This window comes from bacterium, from assembly GCA_026129405.1.
Classification (GTDB): domain Bacteria; phylum Desulfobacterota; class Binatia; order DP-6; family DP-6; genus JAHCID01.
In genome coordinates this window covers 1,407,018-1,427,875 of the sequence record JAHCID010000001.1, presented here as the reverse complement: position 1 = coordinate 1,427,875, position 20,858 = coordinate 1,407,018, and the positions used below count along the sequence as shown (strand labels likewise).

General features: G+C 72.1%; 15 protein-coding genes. 6 read left to right on the top strand and 9 right to left on the bottom strand.

Annotated elements, in window-relative coordinates; all coding sequences use genetic code 11:
- Positions 1–39 precede the first annotated feature (39 nt).
- Positions 40–645 carry a hypothetical protein gene (locus tag KIT14_06535; GenBank protein ID MCW5890193.1) on the top strand — a complete coding sequence of 202 codons (606 nt, stop codon included), beginning with the start codon at positions 40–42 and terminating at the stop codon, positions 643–645.
- Here the strand turns inward: KIT14_06535 and KIT14_06530 are convergent.
- The 3 genes from KIT14_06530 to KIT14_06520 form a co-directional block, all read right to left on the bottom strand.
- Positions 606–1,241, bottom strand: a complete 636-nt coding sequence (locus KIT14_06530) for a hypothetical protein (GenBank protein ID MCW5890192.1) — start codon at positions 1,239–1,241, stop codon at positions 606–608. The genes KIT14_06535 and KIT14_06530 overlap by 40 nt on opposite strands.
- A 77-nt stretch (positions 1,242–1,318) precedes the next feature.
- The gene (locus tag KIT14_06525) at positions 1,319–4,057 is read right to left on the bottom strand and encodes an MMPL family transporter (protein MCW5890191.1); all 2,739 of its coding nucleotides are present in this window, start codon (positions 4,055–4,057) and stop codon (positions 1,319–1,321) included.
- 15 nt (positions 4,058–4,072) lie between these two features.
- Entirely contained in the window at positions 4,073–5,140 is a 1,068-nt protein-coding gene (locus KIT14_06520) for a hypothetical protein (protein ID MCW5890190.1), read from the bottom strand.
- A gap of 99 nt (positions 5,141–5,239) precedes the next feature.
- Between KIT14_06520 and KIT14_06515 the strand changes: the two genes are divergently transcribed.
- Positions 5,240–6,847, top strand: a complete 1,608-nt coding sequence (locus KIT14_06515; protein ID MCW5890189.1) for an AMP-binding protein — start codon at positions 5,240–5,242, stop codon at positions 6,845–6,847.
- 49 nt (positions 6,848–6,896) lie between these two features.
- Here KIT14_06515 and KIT14_06510 read toward each other — a convergent pair whose 3' ends face one another.
- From KIT14_06510 to KIT14_06495, 4 genes are all read right to left on the bottom strand, one after another.
- Complete coding sequence (locus KIT14_06510; GenBank protein ID MCW5890188.1) at positions 6,897–7,178, bottom strand: hypothetical protein; 282 nt, start codon at positions 7,176–7,178, stop codon at positions 6,897–6,899.
- Between the two features lie 223 nt (positions 7,179–7,401).
- Positions 7,402–8,418: a TIGR03617 family F420-dependent LLM class oxidoreductase gene (locus KIT14_06505; protein MCW5890187.1), complete on the bottom strand. Its 1,017-nt coding sequence runs from the start codon at positions 8,416–8,418 to the stop codon at positions 7,402–7,404.
- A gap of 8 nt (positions 8,419–8,426) precedes the next feature.
- Positions 8,427–8,927 (bottom strand): peptidylprolyl isomerase, encoded by a 501-nt coding sequence (locus KIT14_06500; GenBank protein MCW5890186.1) that lies wholly within the window; start codon positions 8,925–8,927, stop codon positions 8,427–8,429.
- Positions 8,928–9,077: 150 nt separating this feature from the next.
- The gene (locus KIT14_06495) at positions 9,078–10,289 is read right to left on the bottom strand and encodes a CoA transferase (GenBank protein ID MCW5890185.1); all 1,212 of its coding nucleotides are present in this window, start codon (positions 10,287–10,289) and stop codon (positions 9,078–9,080) included.
- Positions 10,290–10,409: 120 nt separating this feature from the next.
- On the opposite strand from KIT14_06495, the gene KIT14_06490 reads away from it, so the two are divergent.
- On the top strand, positions 10,410–11,210 hold the full coding sequence (locus tag KIT14_06490; protein ID MCW5890184.1) for a class I SAM-dependent methyltransferase: 801 nt from the start codon (positions 10,410–10,412) through the stop codon (positions 11,208–11,210).
- 14 nt (positions 11,211–11,224) lie between these two features.
- Entirely contained in the window at positions 11,225–11,833 is a 609-nt protein-coding gene (locus KIT14_06485) for a class I SAM-dependent methyltransferase (GenBank protein MCW5890183.1), read from the top strand.
- 2,158 nt (positions 11,834–13,991) lie between these two features.
- Here KIT14_06485 and KIT14_06480 read toward each other — a convergent pair.
- Positions 13,992–15,014 (bottom strand): glycosyltransferase family 2 protein, encoded by a 1,023-nt coding sequence (locus KIT14_06480; protein MCW5890182.1) that lies wholly within the window; start codon positions 15,012–15,014, stop codon positions 13,992–13,994.
- Between the two features lie 505 nt (positions 15,015–15,519).
- Here KIT14_06480 and KIT14_06475 point away from each other — a divergent pair.
- Both KIT14_06475 and KIT14_06470 read left to right on the top strand, forming a co-directional pair.
- Entirely contained in the window at positions 15,520–17,424 is a 1,905-nt protein-coding gene (locus KIT14_06475; protein MCW5890181.1) for a S8 family serine peptidase, read from the top strand.
- A 131-nt stretch (positions 17,425–17,555) separates the two neighbouring features.
- The gene (locus KIT14_06470) at positions 17,556–19,781 is read left to right on the top strand and encodes a choice-of-anchor I family protein (protein MCW5890180.1); all 2,226 of its coding nucleotides are present in this window, start codon (positions 17,556–17,558) and stop codon (positions 19,779–19,781) included.
- A gap of 53 nt (positions 19,782–19,834) precedes the next feature.
- Here the strand turns inward: KIT14_06470 and KIT14_06465 are convergent, their stop codons facing one another.
- The gene (locus KIT14_06465) at positions 19,835–20,788 is read right to left on the bottom strand and encodes an SDR family NAD(P)-dependent oxidoreductase (GenBank protein ID MCW5890179.1); all 954 of its coding nucleotides are present in this window, start codon (positions 20,786–20,788) and stop codon (positions 19,835–19,837) included.
- Between the last annotated feature and the right edge of the window lie 70 nt (positions 20,789–20,858).

Genomic DNA, 20,858 nt, shown 5'->3' with positions numbered 1-20,858 from the left:
CGTAGACAGCTCGGCCGAATCCGCATAAGGCGCGAGACGATGACCCGTCACCTCGCGGCCTCCACCCTCGCCCTCACCGCCGTCCTCGCCGCCGGCTGCGCCAAGAGGCAGCCCGAGGCGCTGCCGGCGCCCACGACCACCGTCACCAGCAGCACGAGCCAGACCGGCATCGAGCAGCGCAAGATCACGACCATGACGGCCGAGGTCGTCGCCATCGACCAGGCGAAGCGCACGGTCACGCTGCGCGGACCCGAGGGCAACGAGGCCACGCTGAAGGTCGGCGACGAGGTGAAGAACCTCGCCCAGGTCCGCAAGGGCGACCAGGTCACCGCCGCGTACTACGAATCGCTCGCCGTCAGCGTGAAGAAGCCCGGCGAGGTGAAGCCGGGCATCGTCGCCACGGACGACATCCAGACCGCCCCGCCCGGACAGAAGCCCGGCGGCGCCGGCGCGACCACCCTCACCATCGTCGCCAAGGTGAAGAAGGTCGACAAGGAGCGGCAGACGCTGACCCTCCAGGGCGGCGACGGCAGCACCACGACCGTCGACGTCCAGGACCCTGCCAACCTCGAGAAGGTGAAGGCCGGCGACCTGCTCGAGATCACCTACACCGAGGCGGTCGCGATCGCCGTCGACAAGCCCTGAGCCGGGCGGCCGTCGGGCTCCACGAGATCGCGGAGCCCGACGCCGAGCCGCATCACCACGCCGGCCATCGTCGCGACCGGCACGTCGAGCGGCCGGACGCGGTCCGGCGGAAGCAGGTAGACGGTGCCCGCCGCCGGCGTCGGCACGCTCGGCACGAAGACCGTGCAGAGCCCGCTGCGGTGGCGCTCGACGATGAACGCCGGCACCCAGCCGTCCTCGACCCGCGCGAGCGCCGTCTGCACCTCGGACGTGCCCTCGAGGCCGACGAATCCCTGCGCCGCGCTCTTGAGGAACGTGAAGCCCGGCATCTTGCGCAGGACCGCATGCTCGAGCCGCCGCCCGACGAGGACGCCCGGTCGCGTCCGCGCGACGAGCCCGGCGACGAAGCAGGCGACCAGCAGCAGCACGCCGGCGATGACGTTGGCCGCCGCGAAGCCCGCCACGCTGCCGAGCGGCAGGACGTGCGCGATCGGCGCGAGAACCCTCGCCGCCAGCCGCAGGGCCTGGCTGACCACGAGGACGCTCAGGACCACGGGAACGAGAAAGAGCAGTCCACCAACGAGGATGGTGACGATCGTCCGGACGAACGCGCGCATGCGGAACCCTCCTTGGCTCCGCCTCTAGCAAGCCGGGCCGCCCGTGGGCACCCGGACGAGCGCCGCGAGCGCGCGGCCTATGCGCCCGTCGCGCCCATGCGCGGGGTCATCGCCTCGGCCGCGGCGTGCTCGGCGCGCTGGATCCGGCGGCGCTCCTCGGCGTACTTCACCGCGAAGTGCGGCTTGAAGAGCGACACCATGGGCGGGATGAACATGAGCGCGCCGAGAAGGTGGAAGCCGAGCAGCAGCACCAGCAGCAGCGCCATGTCCGCCTGGAACTTCATCGGGAAGAAGCACCAGAAGATGATGCTGGCGGTGAGCGAGACGCCGGTGAAGAGCACCGTCTTCCCGGTGGTCTCGAACATCGCGCGGATGGCGCTGTCGAAGCCCTCCTCGTCGCCCGCCTTCAGCTCCTCCACGATGCGCGAGAGCACGTAGTAGCCGTAGTCGATGCCGATGCCGATGCCGACCGCGGCGACGGGCAGCGAGTTGATGTTGAAGTCGATGCCGAGCAGATACATCATCGCCTCGCTGAGCGGCTGCGCCACCAGCGACGGCAGCATCACGATGAGCGCGCCGACCACCGATACGTAGGTCGCGTAGCTCAAGAGGAACACCACCACGAGGATCAGGAGGAGGTTGACCTTGTACGACCACTCCACCTCCTCGTTGACCGCGGCGAGGATGCCGATGAGGCCGCCGGCCAGACGATAGCGGACGTGGTGCTCGTCGTTCGCGTGCGCCGCGATGTACTCCTTGGCGCGGGCGATCGACGACATGATCGTCTCGTGGGTGTAGTCCTTGTAGAAGATCGCGACGGTCGCGTTCTTGTAGTCGGCGTCGAAGAAGCGGTCCATCTCGCCGCGCCGCGTGTTCGACGTCAGCAGGAAGAAGAGCTGCGCGATGTGGTCGTTGCGCGTCGGCAGCATCTCCCACTTGGGATCGCCTTCGCGGAACGTGCGGAAGATCTTCTTGAGGAGCGACGCCGCGGTGACCGTGCCGCCGACCTCGTCGCGTTGCCCCATGTAGCGCGCGAACAGGTCGAGGTTGTCGAGCGTGTCGGCGTTCTTGATCGCGCCCTCGCGCTGGACGCACTTCTCCGTCGCCCCGCACACGCCCGCGACGTCGGGATCGCACTGCGTGCAGGCGTCGCCCTCGCAGGGCTTCTCGCCGACGGTGCAGTACGCGAGTCCCTCGGCGATGATGACGAGCTGGCTCGCGCCGGTGAACTTCTGGTTCACGCGCGCGAAGGCCACGTTGTACGGATGGTCGGCGTAGAGCAGCGCCGCCCCGGGCGTGGTGTCGCCGACCTTCAGCTGGTGCTGGTAGTAGAGGCCGACGACGAGCAGGGCGACCAGCGAGAGCCCCATGCCGATGCGCCGCCAGCCGCCGGAGCACCAGATGAGGGAGCGCTCGATCCGGAGGTAGAGCATGCCGCAGAGCGACCCGAACGCGTCGAGGAAGAGGCTGACGGCGCGGCCGACATGGCTGTAGACCGGCAGCACGAAGCCGAGGAAGTCGGCCAGCGCACCGAGCGCCGTGAAGGCCAGCATGGCGACCAGCGGCTCTCCCGGCATCCAGCCGTAGAGCCACACGATCCACCCGATCGACACCAGCACCATCCACGACATGAAGCGCTCGAGCGGCCCCGGCTTGCCGATGTCGGCCTCCTCGGGCGGCGGCGTGTAGGCGAGGATGATCGGGTGCAGCGTGACGACGCTGACGAAGATGGACGCGATCCAGAAGAAGCACAGCAACGCGAGCTTCTGGATGATCGGGATGCGGGCCACGAGGAGGGTCAGGACCGCGAGGCCGTCGGCGGCGAGCGACACCATCGCCGGCGCGTAGATCTCGGTGTACGACTTGACGATCGCCTGATTCTTGTCGCGCAGGCGATGGTACTCCTCGTGATAGCGCTCCATCGACTGCACGGAGTGCGAATGCGCTCTGGCCGTGATGAGCAGCGGAATCACGAGGACCAGCGGATCGAGGTTGATCCCGAACATCGCCGCGAATCCGAGCCCCCAGATCGCCGACAGCGCGCCCGAGAAGGCGGGGATGACGACCCCCTGCCAGCTGCGGAACTCGATCCAGAGGATCAGGAGGATCATGACGATGGACGCCGCGAGGACGTTCACCATCTGCGGCATGATCTCCTGGAAGTAGCCGAACAGCACCGGCATGCCGGTGATGTAGATGTGATGATTGGCGTCCTCTTCGCGCTCCTTCATCGCCTGGAGCTTCTTCCACATCGTCTCGACGTCGAAGTACTCCTCCCAGAAGCCGGCGACGATCTGGGTGGCCTTGTCGTCCTCCGAGACGAAGAAGCCGTGGACGCCCTCGGTCGTGTAGACCTTCTGCTTCAGGAAGGCCAAATCCTCGGCGGTCTCGGGCAGCCGCGGATACATCAGCGGCACGACCTTGATGCCCGAGCCCGCGGTCATCGTCGTCTTCAGCTTCGGGTGCGTGATCGAGATGATCTGCTCGCCGTTCACGCCCGGCACTTCCTGGAGCAGCTCGACGGTGATGCGGTCGACCTTCCGGACCGTCTCGGGGTCGTCGAAGATCGTGCCGTCCTTCACCTCGACGACGATCTGGACCGTGAACGCCGTCCCGAACATGTGCCGGTAGGCGTTGTAGAGCTGAATGTACGGATGCTTCGGCGGATAGAGGCTCGCGAAGTCCGGCCGCACGTGCATCCGCGTGTAGGTGAGCCACGCCAGGCCGAGGGTCATCGCCGCGACGACCAGGGAGACCGCCACTTTGTGGCGGAGCAGGAAGAAGAGATAGGCCTCGATCGTCTTACGGGAGAGCATGCGACCTCGCGACGCCTACGACGCTGGAACGGCTGCCTTACCCGTTCGGGGAACCGTGACCGTGCCGTCCTGCACCTGCGCCGCGAATCCGCCCGCACCGACGAGGAACCCGCCCATCCCCGGTGCGAAGCTAACGTCGCGCAGCCAGAGCAGCTGATCCTTGCCGGGGAGCTCGCGGCGCTGCCACGTGCGTCCGCCGTCCGTCGACACGAGCAGCATGCCGACGTCGCCGACGATGACGCCGTTGCGGCCGTCGACGCGCACGGCGTACATGCCCGGGTTCTGCATCGACTCGACGAAGCTGATCTCGTCGACCGCCGCCGCCTCGGGATGCCCGCGCTGGACGTTCCAGGTCTCGCCGCCGTCCGTGGTGTGGAGCACGAGGCCGTCGATGCCGACCGCCCAGCCCTCGCGCGGGGTCGTGAAGTGGAGGCCGAAGAGCGTCTTTTCGGTCGGCGTCCGCAGCTGGCGCCAGGTGGCCCCGGCGTCGTCGGTGGCGAGCACGGTGCCGAACTCGCCCCCGATGAACCCGTGCTTCGGGTCGGGGAAGGAGACGTCGTAGAGGATGGTGTCGTCGGAGACGGGCAGCGGCGCCTGGTCGCCCGCGGCCGCCGGCGGAGCCACCGTGAGCTTGCCGAGCGAGCGGTCCTGCCAGGTGGCGCCGCCGTCGTCGGTGACCGCGATGGCGCCCCAATCGCCCACCGCCCAGGCGGTCCTGGCGTCGATCGCCTCGACCTTGAACAAGTGTTTGTCTGTCGGAATGGGGCTTTCCTGGAGCTTCCAGCGCTTGCCGCCGTCGCTCGTCCCCAGGATGACGCCCGACTTGCCGACCGCCCAACCAACTGTTTGGTCGGCGAAGTCGATGCCGAAAAGCGGGAGCTTCGTGCCGCTCTCGGCGAGCGTCCACGACTTGCCGCCGTCGTCGGTGCGATAGAGGGTGCCGAAGTTGCCGGCCGCCCAGGCTTCCGTGGCGGACAGCGCCTTCACGCCATAGAAGTTGTCGCGCACGTCGGCCGCATGGGCGAGCACCGGGGCACAGACGAGCAGCCCCCACACCAGTACCCGGGCGCACGGACGCCGCATCGGTGGGGGTCGTTACATACGCGCTACTCGGCCGTCAACAGAACGGCGCGTCAGCTCGTTCCTTGACCCCATGCCGGACGCTGCCGCATGACGAGCCTCGTGCCGCCGCTTCGCTCGACCCGCCCGCCGGCGCGCGCCGCCGCGTGGCGCGCGAGCGGGGCCTGGCGCGACGAGACGCTGTGGGAGGCGTTCGCGGCGACGGTCGCGCGCGCGCCCGCCTGCACGGCACTGATCGAAGACGCGCACCGGCTCGACTTCGCGACCCTCGCCGCGCGCGCGGAGCGGCTCGCCGCCGGCCTCGCCGCGCGCGGCATCGGCGCGGGCGACGTGGTCGCGTTTCAGCTGCCGAACTGGTGGGAGACGGTGGTCGTCTTCTTCGCCGCGGCCCGCCTCGGTGCGACGGCGCAGCCGGTGCTGCCGATCGCGGGCGCGCACGAGCTGCGTTTCATGCTGCGCCAGAGCGGCGCGCGCGCGCTCTTCGTGCCGGGCCGCTGGCGCGACGTCGACCATCGCGCCCTCGTCGCGACGGTCCGCGCCGACCTGCCCGCGCTCGCGCACGTCGTCGTCGTGCGCGACGCACCGTCCGCCGCGATGGAGACGTGGGACGTCGTCGCCGCCGGCGTTGCCGTGGCGCCGTCCCCGCCGCACGATCCCGACGCCGTCGCGCTCCTCATCTATACCTCGGGCACGACGGCCGAGCCGAAGGGCGTGCTGCACACGCACGCGACGCTGCTCGCGGAGGCGCACAGCCTGGGTCCGGTGCACGGCCTCGCTCCCGGCGACGTGACGCTGATGCCGTCGCCGCTGACGCACGTCTCGGGGATCGTGCACGCGATGCTCGTGCCCGCGGCGCTCGGCACGACGGCGGTGCTGATGCCGCGCTGGGATCCGGCGCGGGCGCTCGCGCTGATCGCGGCGGAGCACGTCACCTACATGGTGGGCGCCCCGACCTTCCTGCGCGACCTCGCCTCGCATCCGGCGCTCGCGGACACCGACGTCACGTCCTTCCGCCTCTTCTCGTGCGGCGGCGCCGACGTCGACCCCGCGCTCGTCGCCGAGGCGGCCGCACGCCTCGGCTGCGTCGCGAAGCGCGTCTACGGCTCCACCGAGTTCCCGACGATCACGACCACCGCGCCCGACGACCCGCCCGCGCGCCGCGTCGACTCCGAGGGCCGCGCGATCGGCGCCGCGGAGATGCGCGTCGTCGACGAGGACGGCGCGCCGGTCGCCGCCGGCGCCGAGGGCGAGGTCGTCGCCGTCGGGCCGGAGTGCTTCCTCGGCTATCTCGACGCCACCGCCAACGCCGAGGCCTTCACGCCCGACGGCTGGTTCCGCACCGGCGACCTCGGCGTCGCCGACGCCGACGGCTTCCTGCGCATCACCGGCCGCAAGAAGGACATCCTCATCCGCAAGGGCGAGAACGTGAGCGCGCGCGAGGTCGAGGAGCTGCTCGTCACGCATCCCGCCGTGGCCGAGGCGGCGCTGGTCGGCGTCCCCGACGCTGCCGCGGGCGAGCTGATCGGCGCGGTGCTGCGCCTCCATCCCGGCGCGCCGTCGCCGACGCTCGCGGAGCTCGCGACACATCTGCTCGCTCGCGGTCTGTCGAAGCGCAAGCTGCCCGAGCGGCTCGCGATCGTCGACGCGTTTCCACGCACCGCCAGCGGCAAGATCGTGAAGCGCGCGCTGCGCGACGGCCCGTGGCGCTGAGGTCCGCCCCGGGCCGACGACGCCCCGCTCGCGGGTCGCGGGCTCGGCGTCAGCGGCGGCGCGTGCGTCCGCCGGGGCCGTCCGTGGCGCCGGCGAGCAGGCTCCACGCGCCGAGCGCGATTCCGATTCCGACCACGAGCATGCCCGCGGGGGCGATCATCAACGCCAGCGACGTCCCCGCCAGGACGAGGACGAGCGACAGGCCGAGGGGGCCGAGGCGCCGCCGTCGCGCCGGCGCCCCGGGACCGTCGTCGCCGGGACGCGATTCCGGACGGGGAACGCCGCGGGCCGCGAGCGTCGGGGGAACGTCGTGCAGATCGGATGGCGCCATGTGCGTGCTCCGTGTCGCGAGCGATCGATTCGCGAGCACACGGTGCACACCGCGTGCCGGACGGCGGCGCGTGGCGCCCCGCGTGCGGCGGCACGGAGGGGCTGTACATTGTGCAGACGGGCGCGCCGGCGTGGCAGGGTCTACGCGGTCCGGCGAGCGCTCGTCGTCGCCGGGCTCGGCCCGGCGGCCGCGACGCGGCCGGCCGGTGACGTGGCCACGAGCGCTAGCGCAGCGCCGCGACGACCGCGCGCCACCGCGCCCGGTCGCTGGTCTCGAGCCCCGAGTAGGTCGACAGGCTGAGGCGCTCGACGCGGCGGCCGTAGCGCGCCCGTAGCTTCGCCGGCAGCTCCTCGGGGGTGCCGCGCACGGCGAAGGTGTCGAGCATGTCGTCGGTGATGCGATCGCCCATCTCGACCCACCGCCCCTGCTTGGTGAGCGCGTGCAGCTCGGTCTGGAGATCGCCCCAGCCGTGCACCTCGAGCACGGGACGGTACGCCGGCGTGGAGGCGTAGAACGCGAGCTGCTGGCGCACCATCACGGCGCTCTGCGCCATGGCCTCGTCGTCGACGCCGGTGACGAGCAGCACCTGGGCGCCGATCTCGACGTCGCCGCGCGCGCGCCCGCTCTTCGCGAGGCCGAGGCCGAGCGCCGGCAGCAGACGCTCGTCGAGGAAGCGCGTCGAGTGGAACGGGTGGACGAAGACGCCGTCCGCGACCTCGCCCGCCACCTCGGTCATGCGCGGCTGGACGGCGGCGAGGAAGACCTTCGGCGGCCCCCACGGCGACGGCGGCGGCACGAAGATCGGCGTCATCAGGGTGTGCGTCCAGTACTTGCCGCGGAAGTCGAGACGCTCGCCCTCGTTCCAGCAGCGCCAGATGGCGCGCAGGGCGAGCACGTACTCGCGCATGCGGGCGACGGGCGGGTTCCACGCCGCGCCGTAGCGCTTCTCGACGTGGACCCGGATCTGCGCGCCGAGCCCGAGCACGAAGCGCCCGCTCGACTGCACCTGGAGGTCGTGGCCGACGTAGGCCAGCGTCATCGGGCTGCGCGGGAACGCGAGCGCGACGGCGGTCATCAGCTGCGGCCGCGTCGTGTGCTCGGCGGCGAGCACCAGCGGCAGGAACGGATCGGTCTGGCCCTCGAAGGTGAAGAGGCCGTCGTAGCCGAGCGCCTCCAGCTCGCGGGCGCGCTGCGGCACGTCCGCGAGCTGGGTGATCGTGAGACCGGCGTCGATGCGCATGGCGCGCCTCAGTGATGATGATCGTGGTCGCCGCCGTGCGGGTGCCCGTGCTCGATCTCGGTCGAGGTGGCGTCGCGCAGGGTAGCGATTTCGACCTCGAAGTCGAGGTCGACGCCGGCGAGCGGGTGGTCGATGTCGACGTGGACGGTGGTCGCGTCGACCTTCGTCACCCACAGCATCACCTGCCGGCCTTCGCCCTCGTCGGCGATGAACTGCATGCCGGGCTCGATGGGGGCGTCGGACGGGAAGGCGCTGCGCGGCACCGCCTGCGGGCCCTTGCTCTGGCGCTCCCCGTAGCCGTCGACGGCGGGCACCTGGACGCGCAGCTTGTCGCCGAGCGAGCGGCCTTCGAGCGCGCGCTCGAGCCCGGGGACGATGTTGCCGGCGCCGTGCAGGTATTCCATCGGCGCCTCGTCGGTGCACTCGTCGAGCACCGTGCCGGAGGCGTTGCGGAGCGTGTAGCGGAGGCCGACGACCTTGCCCTTCTCGACCGCGGACGGATTCGTCATTCGGGCTCGCTACCAGGGTCGGCGCGCGGCGACAAATCGCCCCGTGCGAGACCGCCGGTCGCGTCCCGGCGCGGGGCTCCGCAAGGCCGCGGTCGCGCCGGGCGGCGCGATCCCACCCGATCTCCGGCAACGAGCTTCGGACTCGGGACACTAGATCACGCCGTCGCGGCGCAGCCGATCCCGCTCCTCGGCCGAGAGCCCGAGGAGCTCGCCGTACACGGCGTCGTTGTCGGCGCCCAGCGTCGGCGCGCCGTGGGGCGCGTCGCCCGGCGTGCGCGAGAAGCGCGGATAGACGCCCTGCATGCGAGTGGGGCCGATCACCGGATCGTCGACCGTCGCGATCGCGCCGCGCGCCGCGACGTGCGGGTCCGCAAAGATGTCGGCCACCGAGTAGGCGACGCCGAACGGCACCTCGTGCCGCTCGAGGATCGCCTGCAGCTCGGCCGAGGTGCGGCCCCGCACCCACTCGGCGACGATCGCGTTGATCACGTCGCCGTGCTCGGCCCGCGTCGCCATCGAGCGGAAGCGCGGGTCCTCCAGCAGGTCGGGACGCTCCATCGCGCGACAGAGACGCGGGAACAGGCCGTCACCGGCGGCGATGATGCACAGCCATTTGCCGTCGGCCGTCTCCCAGTTGTCGAGCGGCGCCGAATTGCGCAGCCGGTTGCCCTCGCGCTCGCGCACGACACCGAGCCGGTCGTAGGTCGCGAGCGTGTGCTCCATGATCCGCAGGATCGACTCGTAGAGCGACAGGTCGACCCACTGCCCGCGCGGCGGCGCCCCGGTCTCGCGTGCGCGGCGGTCGCGCTCGTAGATCGCGGCCAGGATCGAGAAGGCGTTGAAGACGCCGGTGAGGTAGTCCGAGACGATGACGCCGGGCCGCACCGGCGGGCGGTCCGGATAGCCGGTCACGTACATGAGCCCGCCCATGGCGATGCCGTTGCGATCGAGCCCGGGGCGATCGCGGTACGGCCCGGTCTGGCCGTAGACCGAGACCCGCGTCAGCACGATGCCGGGGTTCAGCTGCGCGAGGACCTCGTAGCCGAGCCCCCAGCCCTCGAGCGTGCCCGGCTGGAAGTTCTCGACGATGGCGTCGGCGAGCGGCACGAGGCGCTTCAGGAGCGCCTGGCCGTCCGGCTTGCGCAGGTCGAGGGTGATCGATTTGCGGCTCCGCCCCTCGACCGCCCAGAAGAGCGAGTGGCCGCCCACGAAGGGGCCGATGGTGCGCATGAAGTCGCCCTGCCCCGGCAGCTCCACCTTGATGACCTCGGCACCGAGGTCGCCGAGCAGGGTGGCGGCGAACGGCGCACCGATGCGCGTGCCGAGGTCGAGGATGCGCAGACCTGCGAGCGGGCCGGACATGCGCCGGCAGTACCAAGCCGCGCCGCCACGCGGCAAGGCGCGAGCCGTGGAGCCGCGGACCTTGACACCCTCGACGGCGGCCGCGCACGATGGCGAAGCTCGCCTCGCGGCGGGTCACCCATGCCGTCACCGCGGATCCGCGTGCTCTCACGCCCGGTCGCATCCGAGTTCCCGAGCGAGTGGTACGGCCTCGCGACGGCGGAGCACTTCTGGATGGCGTGGCGGGTCGCGGCCTTCGTCCGGCAGCTGCGCGCGCTCGGCGTGGACGTGGGCGTGCCGCTGCACGTGCTCGAAGTCGGCTGCGGCAACGGTGTGCTGCGCCGTCAGCTGGAACGTGCGACGCGATGGACCACCGACGGCACCGACCTCAACACGACCGCGCTCGAGCAAAGCGTCGCGACGCGGGGCGAGACCCTCTTCTACGACGTGCACGACCGGCTGCCGGCCTTCGCCGATCGTTGGGACGCGATCGTGCTTTTCGACGTGCTGGAGCACGTCCACGAGCCGGGACCCTTCCTCGACTCGGTTCTCTTCCACCTGAAGCCGGGCGGATGGCTCTTCGTGAACGTGCCCGCGCTGGAGGCGCTTCGCAGCGCTTACGATCGCGCCACCGGCCACCTGCGCCGCTACGACCGCCCGACGATGCGCGCGACGCTCGCGCCCCATGGCCTCGTCGTGCGCGACCTGCGCTACTGGGGGCTCACGCTGGTGCCCGTCCTCCTGGCACGCACGGTGTGGACGGCGACGCGCGACGGGACCGGCGACGTCATCCGCAGCGGCTTCGAGCCGCCGGCCGCTTGGATGAACCGCGCCCTTCTGCAGCTCATGCGCTGCGAGACCGCCGTCGTGCGACGGCCGCCGATGGGTACGTCGCTGCTCGCCGCCGCCCAGAAGCCGGCCGCGACGACGGCGTCCGCCTGAGGCGCGACGCGACGATGCTGCGACGCTTCGTCGACCGCCTGCTGGAGCACGAGACCGTCTATCGTCTGTGGCAGGGTCCGTTCGTCGAGGGGAAGCTCGACGCCGTCCGCGCGCACACCGACCTCGGCCGCGTGCGTCGCGTGCTCGACGTCGGCTGCGGCCCCGGCAGCAACACGCCGCATTTCCATCACGCCGATTACACCGGGCTCGACGTCAACCCGCGCTATACCGCATGGGCCGCCGCGCGCTACGGGCCGCATTTCGTCACCGCCGACGCGGTGTCGTTCGTCCCACGCGCCGGCGCGCGCTTCGACTGCATCCTCGTGAACAGCTTTCTCCACCACGTCGATACAGACGGCGTGAGCCGCATCCTGCGACGTCTGGCCGGCCTCCTCGACGCCGACGGCCACGTGCACGTCATCGACCTCGTGCTGCCCGAGCGCAGTGGGCTGCCGCGGCTGATGGCGCGCCTCGACCGCGGCCGCTTTCCGCGGCCGCTCGCCGCCTGGCGGGCGCTCTTCGCGGAGGCGTTCGAGCCGGTCGTCGTCGAACCGTTTCCCCTCGGAATCGGGGGCGTGACGCTCTGGGAGCTCGTCTACCTGAAGGGCCGGCCACGAACGTGAGACGCCTCGTGCCGCTGCTCGTCGTACTCGCTGCCGGCGCCTGGTTCGCCTTCGTGCGCGCCGGCGCCGTGCCGTTCGATCTCTGGGTCGGCGACGGGCTCGACACGGCGCAACCGCCGCTCGTCGCCCCCGACGGCCGCACGGCCTCGCACGACCTCTACGCCTACTTTTTGCCGCAGATGATCCAGCTCCGCCGCGCGCTCGTCGCCGGCGGCAGCGGGCTCTTCTGGTCGCCGCTCCTGAACGCCGGACAGCCTCTCTACGCCGCGCAGGGCCTCCTCTATCCGACGAGCCTTCTCGCGCTGCTGCCCGACGTCGACCTCGCCGTACGCCTCGCGATCCTCCTGAACCTCGCTGCCGGCGGCCTCTTCTTCTATCTCCTCTGCCGTGAGATGAGCCTCGGCGTCCCCGCGGCGGTCGCGGGCACGCTGGCGTTCGAGCTCGGCAACTCGGCGATCGCGCTCGCCAGCTGGGCGCCGCAGATGCTGGCGCCGTATCCTTGGATGGCCGGCGCGTTGTGGTGCACGGAACGGCTGCTGCGGCGGGGCGGCACACGCCCGGCGGCGGGCCTCGCCGTCATGCTCTGCCTCGGCCTGCTCGCCGGCTATCCGCAGACGGTCTTCTTCACCTATCAGGTCGTCACGCTGCGCGTCGCATGGGAGGTGCTGACGAGCCGCCACGCGGTCACGCGGCGCGCCCTCCTCGCCTTCGGCGGCGCGCTCGCGCTGGGGCCGGCGCTGGCGGCGATCCAGTTCCTGCCGAACGCGATGTCGGCCCTCGGCTCTGCACGGAGCGGCCCGCTGACCGCCGCCGAGCTCATGCCAGGCCAGGTGATGACGCTGACCGGATGGCTGGGGCAGCTCGCCCGCCGCGCCGCGCACGGGCAGCCGGTGATGCTCGTGCCCCTGTTCCTCGCGGCGGCGGCGCTCTTCGCCCCGCGCTGGCGACGGGTCGCGGCGTTCCATCTCGTGCTCGCGGTGCTCTACGGCGCCCTCATGCTCGGGCCGGCGACGCCGCTCTACGGCCTCTACACGGCGCTTCCCGGCGGCGCGATGTTCCGCCTGCCGCAGCGCTTCGCGTGGATCGTGAGCCTCGCGCTGGCCACGCTGTGCGCGCTCGGCGTCGAGGCGCTTGCGGGACGCACGCGGCTCGGCCGCCTCGCGACGACGCTCGCGGTCGCGGCGTCGGCGCTCGCCGTGCTGATCGCCGACCTCACGCTCGGACTCTCGCCATCGGAGCGCGTGCTCGGCGCGGCGGTCGTCGCGTGCGGGGCGTTCGCTGCGTGGACACCGCAGCGCAGCGCCGCCGGCGTCGCGCTCGCCGTCGTGATCGCGCTCGCCGTCGGCCTCGTGCCCATGCGGCCGACGCTCTTCGAGCTCGCCGACTCCGAGCGGCTCTGGCGTCACGCCGACACATACGCGCGGCTGCGCGACTGGACCGGAAGCCAGTTCCGGATATACCAGGCGTTCCGGAATCCGGGGGCCAGCGGCTTCGCCTTCATGCACAAGACGGCGCTGCTACACGGCGTTCGCTCGCTCCACGACAACGAGCCGCAGCCGGGCGGACGCTGGGCGCCGTATATGATCAAGCTGTGGACGGGAGCCGAGTACCGCAGCATCAACCAGTGGTACTATCAGCCATGGACCTTCGCGCCCGGTATGCGACCGCAGCTGCTCGACGTCGCCGCCGTGCGCTTCATCGTAGTGGCGGCGAGCGTCGATCGACCCGACGTCCTCGGCTCGGGCATCCACCTGGTCGAGGAGGCCGACGGTTTGCGCATCTACGAGAATCCGGACGCACAGCCGCGCGCACGCTGGGTGCCGCGGGTCGAGATCGTCACGCCGCCGACCCGCCTCCTCGAGCACCTGGCGACGGCCGACCTCGATCTCGCCACCGTGGCGCTCGTCGAAGCCCCACTCGCGGGCGGGCCCGGCATCGCCCCGTCCGGCACGACCGGTACCGTGGTGTTCGAGCGCGACGACCCCGAGCATGTCGAGCTACAGGTAACGGCGCCGGCCCCGGGCTTCCTCGTCCTCGCGGACCAGTGGAATCCGGGCTGGTCGGCGACGGTCGACGGCCGACCGGTGTCGATCGAGCGCGCGAACTACGCCTTCCGCCTGCTGCCGGTGCCCGCGGGCGCGTCGCGCGTCGCGTTCCGCTATCGGCCGCCGGGTCTCGTCGCCGGCGGCGCACTCACGGGCGGGGCGCTGCTCGTGCTCGGCGCCATGCTCTGGGGCGGCCGGCGCGCTGCATTCGGATCGTCGTCGGCGAGCACGTAGAGCGGCCGCCCGCGCACCTCGTCGAGAATGCGCCCGACGTAGAGCCCGATGATGCCGAGCGCGAGTAGCTGCGCACCCGACAGCAGACCGACGGCGAGCACGACCGACGCCCAGCCCTGCGGCCCCGTGCCGAGAATGAGCTTGGCCCAGAGCGCGAAGAGGATCAGCGCCAGGCTCGCGAGCGAGAGCGCGAAGCCCATGTACGTCGCGAAACGCAGCGGCGCGGTCGAGAAGCTCGTGATGCCGTCGAGCGCCAGCCCGACGAGCTTGCGATACGGATATTTCGTCTGGCCCGCGAACCGCGGCTGGCGGCGATACGCGACGGTGCATTGCCGAAAGCCGACCCACTGCGCGAGGCCGCGCACGTAGCGGTGCCGTTCCGGCAGGCGGCACAGCACGTCGACGACGCGCCGATCGAGCAGCCGGTAGTCACCCGAGTCGGGCGTCAGGGGGAGCGACGCGAGCGCACCCAGCAGGCGGTAGAATGCGCGGATCAGCACCAGCCGCACGGGGCTCTCGCCCTCGCGCACCGTCCGCACCGCCGACACCACCTGGAAGCCGTCGCGCCAGCGCGCGACCAGCTCGGGGATCAGCTCCGGCGGATCCTGTAGATCGCCGTCGATGGTGATCACCGCCTCACCCATCGCGTGCTCGAGCCCGGCCGTCACCGCGGCCTGGTGCCCGAAGTTGCGGCTGAAGCGCAGAACGCGGACGCGGGCGTCGTTGGCCACGACGCCGCCCAGGACGAGCGGAGACGCGTCGTGGGAGCCGTCGTCGACGTACACGATCTCCCACCGACCGGTGCAGCCGTCGAGCGCGGCGACGAGACGCCGGTGCAACTCCGCCAGCACGAGCGCTTCCTCGTAGACCGGAACGACGACGGACAGCTCCGGGTGCAACATGCGCGGCCGGCCGTACCACAGAGACACCCGCGGCTGCCACCCGCACCTCGGCGAACACACGCCGCCGCCGTCGAGATGGCCTCAATGTGATCCGGTTCAAGAGGGATTGAAATGGACAGGAAAGGTCATAAGCCCTGCCTGCTCGCCTTCTGAGCGACACCACCGATGCCCGGCGCGCACCTCGTCTTCGCCCTGGCGACGACGGCCTACGTCCCGGTCGCCGTTCGCTTCGGGGAGCGCGCCCTGCTCGACGTGCACCGCGAGACGTAGCGGCGCTCCGCGAGGACGTGCCGATGCCCGTGCCCGCGTCGCCGCGACCCGCTCGACGCGTGCGCGCGGGCACGTTCGCGCCGCCCCGCGAGCCGCCGGCGGGCAGCCGGCGCCGCTGCTCGCAACTCGCCGCGGCACCCGGCATGTCGTTACGAGGACACGCGGCATGGGGACGCGGGAGCAGATCGCAGACACCGGTTGCGCGCCGGCCGACCCGGCCCGGGGGTGCACCGCCGTGCTCGCCGCCCTGCTGCTGGCGAGCCCGCTGCTCGCCGGCCCGGTCGCGGCCGAGCACGGTCCCGATCCGGTGAGCCACAAGGTCGCGCGCGAGCTGCGCCACGCCCCACCCGTCCCGCGCACCCGCGCCGGGGTCGGCCCCGCCGACGCCTGGCGCCGCGGCGACCGCATGCACGTCTACGTGCGCGTGACCGGCGTCGACCCGGGCACGCTCGAGACGCTGCGCCGCCGCGGCCTCGAGATCGTCACCGCGAGCGACGCCTTCGGCGGCCTCGTCGACGGCTGGACGGACGTCGCGACGCTGGACGCGCTCGCCGACCTGCCGGCCGTGACCATGATCCGCCCCGTGGCGCCGCCGATCACGCAGGCGGGCGCCGTCGTCAGCGCCGGCGACGCCGGGCTCGGCGCCGACGCCGTGCGCGCCGCCGGCTGGACCGGCGCGGGCGTCGTCCTCGGGCTGATCTCCGACGGCATCGACTCGCTGGCGCGCTCGCAGGCGGCGGGCGAGCTGCCGGCGGTGACGGTGCCGAGCGACCCGCGCTGCAACGCCTTCGGCGGCGACGAGGGCACGGCGATGCTCGAGATCGTGCACGACGTCGCGCCCGGCGCCGCGCTCCTCTTCGGGTCGTTCGGGCAGAGCGGCGCGCAGATGGGCGAGACCGTCCGCTGCCTCGCCGACGCCGGCGCGCGCGTGATCGTCGACGACGTGACCTTCCCGGACGAGCCGTTCTTCCAGGACGGCCCGCTGGCGAACGCGGCCCGCGAGGTGGTCGGGCGCGGCGTCTCGTACCACACGTCCGCGGGCAACCGCCGGCGGGAGTTCATGGAGCACGCGCTCGCGCCGGCGTTCTACGGGCCGCCGCTCGGCGTGATCCACGACTTCGGCGCCGCCGCGGGCGGGCCCGGCGACCCCGGCAACGAGATCAGGCTCGCGCCTGGCGGCGGCGCGACCTGCGCGCTCCAGTGGGACGAGCCGTTCGGCGGCGCCGGCACGGACCTCGATCTCGTCGTCGTCCAGGGCTCGGCCGCCAACGTCATCGCGCAGAGCACCAACCCGCAGACCGGCACGCAGGATCCCGTCGAGGTCGTGTCGATCGGCAACCCGACGAGCACGGAGCAGGTCGTGTCGCTGGTCGTGACGCTCTTCTCCGGCAACCCGGCGCGCACGATCCGCCTCGTCTGCTTCCGCTCGGTCCACATGGAGCACGTGTCGCTCGAGGGGGCGATCTACGGCCAGCAGTCCCCGCCCGAGGTGGTCGCGGTGGCGTCGATCGACGTCGCCGACCCGGGCCACGACACCATCGAGGCCGAGAGCTCGCCGGGACCCGCGACGATCCGCTTCCCCGCCTTCGAGATCCGCGAGAAGCCGGACCTCGCGTCGTTCGACGGCGTCGCCACCAGCGTGCCGGGCTTCGAGACGTTCTTCGGCACCTCGGCCGCGGCGCCGCACGCCGGCGCCGTCGCGGCGCTCATGCTCGGGAAGAACCCGACGCTGTCGCCGGCGCAGGTGAAGCAGCTCATGCAGGCGACGGCGGTGGACATCGAGGCGCCCGGCTTCGATCGGCTCTCCGGCGCCGGCCGGCTCGACGCGCGTGCCGCGGTCGGCGCCGTGCCGTGCCTCGACGCGGCCGCGTTGCCGGCGCAGGCCACGTGCGCCGGCGAGCGGCCGCCGAAGCCCGCGACGGCGGGCTACCGCGCGGCGCGGGCCAGCCTGGTCGCACCGGTGAAGTCCGCGCGCAAGACCGCGAAGCGGCTGACCGCCGCCGGACGCCGACTCGCGAAGGGCCTGCGCATCGTCGACAAGAAGAGCGCGCGCGGCGCCCTCGGTGCCGGCTGCGCCGCGGAGCTGCGCGCGCAGCTGTCGCTCGTCGGGCGCGCGCTCGTCTGCCGGTTGGCCGGCTGACCGCGCGTCGCCCGCCGGCCGACGTTTCGTCGGATCGTCCGCGATCGGTCACCCTCCCCTAACACGCCGCTCATAGAAGTCCGGCGGCCGCCGCACCCGGCGTGCCCTGCGAACTTCCGAGAGGTGACCAGATGACGATCAGGACGTGGACCCTTGCGGCAATGGCGCTCGCCGGGCTCGTGGCTGCTCCGGCTCCCGCGCACGCGCAGGCACCCAACGCCTGCGCCGCGGCGAAGATCCGCGCCACCGTGCGCGCCGCTACGTGCGCCGCGAAGCTCGCCGGCAAGCAGACCGCGACCGGGCTCCCCCCCGACGCGGCCAAGGTCGCGGCCTGCGCGGGGAAGCTCGCCGGAGCCTTCGCGAAGTGGGATCGCCGCGGCGGCTGCCCCACGACCGCCGACGCCGCGACCGCCGGCGGGCTCGCGACGGCGTTGGTCGCCGACCTCGGCGCGCAGCTGTCGGTCGGCATCCCGAACGCCTGCCAGGCCGAGAAGCTGCGTGCCGCTGCCCGCAGGGTCTACTGCACCGGCGCCCTGGAAGCGCGGCAGGCCGCGCAGGGCGGCGATCTCCCCCCGACCCGCGCCGCCCGCTGCGCGAGCGCGCTCGCGGCCGGGTTCGCGCGCGCCGAAGCCAAGGGCGGCTGCACGACCGCCGGCGACGTCGCCGCGATCGCCGGCATGATCGACGCCTTCCTCGCCGCCGTCGACGGCGCGCTCTTCCCCCCACCCACGACGACGACCACGACCAGCACCACGACGACCACGACCACGCCGCCGCGGTTCGACCTCGTGTGGAAGGGCTCGTACGACCCGCCCGTGCGCGGCGCCGAGATCGTCACCGTCGACCCGGCCAGCCGGCGCATGTTCATCGCCGCGGGCAACCGCGTCGACATCGTCGATGTCGCCGACGTGACCAGCCCGACCCTCGTCACCTCGGTCAGCATGGCCGCGTTCGGCAGCGACACGACCAGCGTCTCGGTGCGCAACGGCCGCGTCGCGGTCGCCGTCGTCAACGGCGTCAAGGAGAACCCCGGCAGGGTCGTGTTCCTCGACGTCGACGGCAACCTGATCACGTCGGTCGCCGTCGGCGCCGTCCCGGACATGGTGGTGCACAGCCCGAACGGCCTCGTGCTCGCGGTCGCGAACGAGGGCGAGCCGCGCTGCGACGGCTCCACCTACGTCGACCCGGTCGGCTCGATCTCGCTGATCGACCTGTCGTCCGACCCGATCACACAGACCGACGTGACGACCGTCTCGTTCGCCTCGCTGAACGGCACCGAGAACGCGCTGCGGGCCGCCGGCATCCGCATCTTCGGCCTCGGCATCGACGCCGCGCACGACCTCGAGCCGGAGTCGGTCGCCTTCTCGCCGGACGGCACGACGCTCTACACCTCGCTCCAGGAGGCGAACGCCTACGCGACGATCGACGTCGCCAGCGCGTCGCTGACGTCGATCCGCTCGTTCGGCTACAAGGACCACAGCCTCGCCGGGAACGCGCTCGACCCGAGCGACCGCGACGGCAGCGGCAACGATCCTGCCCTGGCCATCGCGACCTGGCCGGTGCTCGGCATGTACCAGCCCGACGGCATCGGGACGTTCACGATCGGCGGCGTCACGTATCTCGCCACCGCCAACGAGGGCGACAGCCGCGGCGACTACGCCGCCTGCGGCGGCAACGAGGAGGTTCGCGGCGGCGACCTCGCCGGCCGCACGCTCGCGGGCGGCCTCGCGGGTCTCGACCGCGACGGCGACGGCATCCCGGCGCTGGCCGACAACGACGAGCTGTCGCGCCTCCAGGTCACGAACCAGTTCCCGCTGCCGGCCGCGCCGAATCCGATCGCGAGCCTCTACGTCTTCGGCGGCCGGTCGATGTCGATCTGGAACCCGGCCACCGGCGCGCTCGTCTTCGACTCGGGCGACCAGATCGAGCAGATCGTGGCCGCCCAGCTTCCCGCCTTCCACAACTCGGGCGTCGGCAAGTCGCCCGGCGACGGCTTCGACACGCGCTCCGACAACAAGGGGCCCGAGCCCGAGGGCCTCGTGGTCGGCGAGGCCGAGGGGCGCACCCTCGTGTTCGTCGGCCTCGAGCGCGCGAACGGCATCATGGTGTGGGACGTGACCGACCCCGCCGCCCCGATCTTCCAGGAGTGGGAGCGCACGCAGGTGGTGTTCGACGGCGACCTCGTCACCGCCGGCGCGCAGCCGGCCGGCGACCTCGCTCCCGAGGGCCTCGCCTTCGTGCCGGCGGCGCAGAGCTGGACCGGCAAGCCGCTGCTCTTCGTCGCCCACGAGGCCGACCAACCGGGCACGGCGCTGCCGACACGGACCAGCATCTTCGAGCTCACGACCGTTCCGTGAGCCCGGAGGCGGCGGCGTGCCGGGATCCGGGCCCCGGCGCGCCGTCGTTCCGCCTACTCGAGGAGCCGCATGTGGCCCTGGTCGTTCAGGGCCTGCGCGAAGGGCGCCTCGTAGGCCAGCTCGGGCTGCTCGCGTACCATGCGGTCGAGGACGCGCGCGTCCTCGCCGACGAGGATGCGCCACCGGTCGGTGCGCACGCCGTCGAGGATCGTCGTCGCCGCCTGCCCCGCCGACGTCGGCGCGAGGTCGCGGAACGCGGTCGCCATCTGCTGCATCGCCGCGACCAGCTGCTCGTCGGTGAGCTGGTCGGCCGGCAGACCGCGCCGGGAGAGCATCTCGCGCATCCGCGCCGCCGTCTCCGCATCGGTGGTGCCGTGCACCGCGCCGGTGTTGAAGACGATCGAGGTGCCGACATGCCCCGGCATCACCAGGGCCGCCTTCACGTGCGGGGCGTTCAGGCGCAGATCGGTGATCAGCGCCTCGGTGAAGCCCTTCACCGCGAACTTCGCCGTGCTGTAGGCGGTGTGCGACACCGCCGGGCCGAGCGACGCCCAGAAGCCGTTCACGCTGCTGGTGTTGATCACGTAGCCCTCGTCGCTCGCGATCAGCAGCGGCAGGAAGGCGCGCGTGCAGTAGTAGACGCCGTACCAGCACACCGCGAACGTCCGCTCCCACTCCGCACGATCGTCACGCACGAAGCTGCCGCCGCCGGCGATGCCGGCGTTGTTGAAGAGCAGGTTCAGGTGCGACGTGCCGTGCGCGGACAGCACCGCGTCGCGGAACGCCAGCACCTGCGGCTCGTCCGACACGTCGCAGACGTGCGTGGTGATGCGCGCGCCGGCGATGGCCAGCGCCTCGGCCTGCGCCTTCGTCTCCGCCATGTTGTCGGTCGAGACGTCGCAGATGGCGACGTGACAGCCGTCGGCGGCGAGCTGCTTCGCCAGCTCGCGTCCCATGCCCGTGCCGCCGCCGGTGACGACCGCGATCTTGCCTCGGAAGCTCTGCATCCCCGAGCGAGTAGCGCGGCCGCGCAGGCAGTGTCCACCGTTCCGGATTGCCATGACCTCGGGGCGTAGA

Bases quoted from the DNA above. Each gene is read 5' to 3' on its own strand.
- KIT14_06535 (MCW5890193.1), top strand. From the start codon at position 40: ATGACCCGTCACCTCGCGGCCTCCACCCTCGCCCTCACCGCCGTCCTC.
- KIT14_06530 (MCW5890192.1), bottom strand. From the start codon at position 1,241: ATGCGCGCGTTCGTCCGGACGATCGTCACCATCCTCGTTGGTGGACTG.
- KIT14_06525 (MCW5890191.1), bottom strand. From the start codon at position 4,057: ATGCTCTCCCGTAAGACGATCGAGGCCTATCTCTTCTTCCTGCTCCGC.
- KIT14_06520 (MCW5890190.1), bottom strand. From the start codon at position 5,140: ATGCGGCGTCCGTGCGCCCGGGTACTGGTGTGGGGGCTGCTCGTCTGT.
- KIT14_06510 (MCW5890188.1), bottom strand. From the start codon at position 7,178: ATGGCGCCATCCGATCTGCACGACGTTCCCCCGACGCTCGCGGCCCGC.
- KIT14_06505 (MCW5890187.1), bottom strand. From the start codon at position 8,418: ATGCGCATCGACGCCGGTCTCACGATCACCCAGCTCGCGGACGTGCCG.
- KIT14_06500 (MCW5890186.1), bottom strand. From the start codon at position 8,927: ATGACGAATCCGTCCGCGGTCGAGAAGGGCAAGGTCGTCGGCCTCCGC.
- KIT14_06495 (MCW5890185.1), bottom strand. From the start codon at position 10,289: ATGTCCGGCCCGCTCGCAGGTCTGCGCATCCTCGACCTCGGCACGCGC.
- KIT14_06490 (MCW5890184.1), top strand. From the start codon at position 10,410: ATGCCGTCACCGCGGATCCGCGTGCTCTCACGCCCGGTCGCATCCGAG.
- KIT14_06485 (MCW5890183.1), top strand. From the start codon at position 11,225: ATGCTGCGACGCTTCGTCGACCGCCTGCTGGAGCACGAGACCGTCTAT.
- KIT14_06480 (MCW5890182.1), bottom strand. From the start codon at position 15,014: ATGTTGCACCCGGAGCTGTCCGTCGTCGTTCCGGTCTACGAGGAAGCG.
- KIT14_06470 (MCW5890180.1), top strand. From the start codon at position 17,556: ATGACGATCAGGACGTGGACCCTTGCGGCAATGGCGCTCGCCGGGCTC.
- KIT14_06465 (MCW5890179.1), bottom strand. From the start codon at position 20,788: ATGCAGAGCTTCCGAGGCAAGATCGCGGTCGTCACCGGCGGCGGCACG.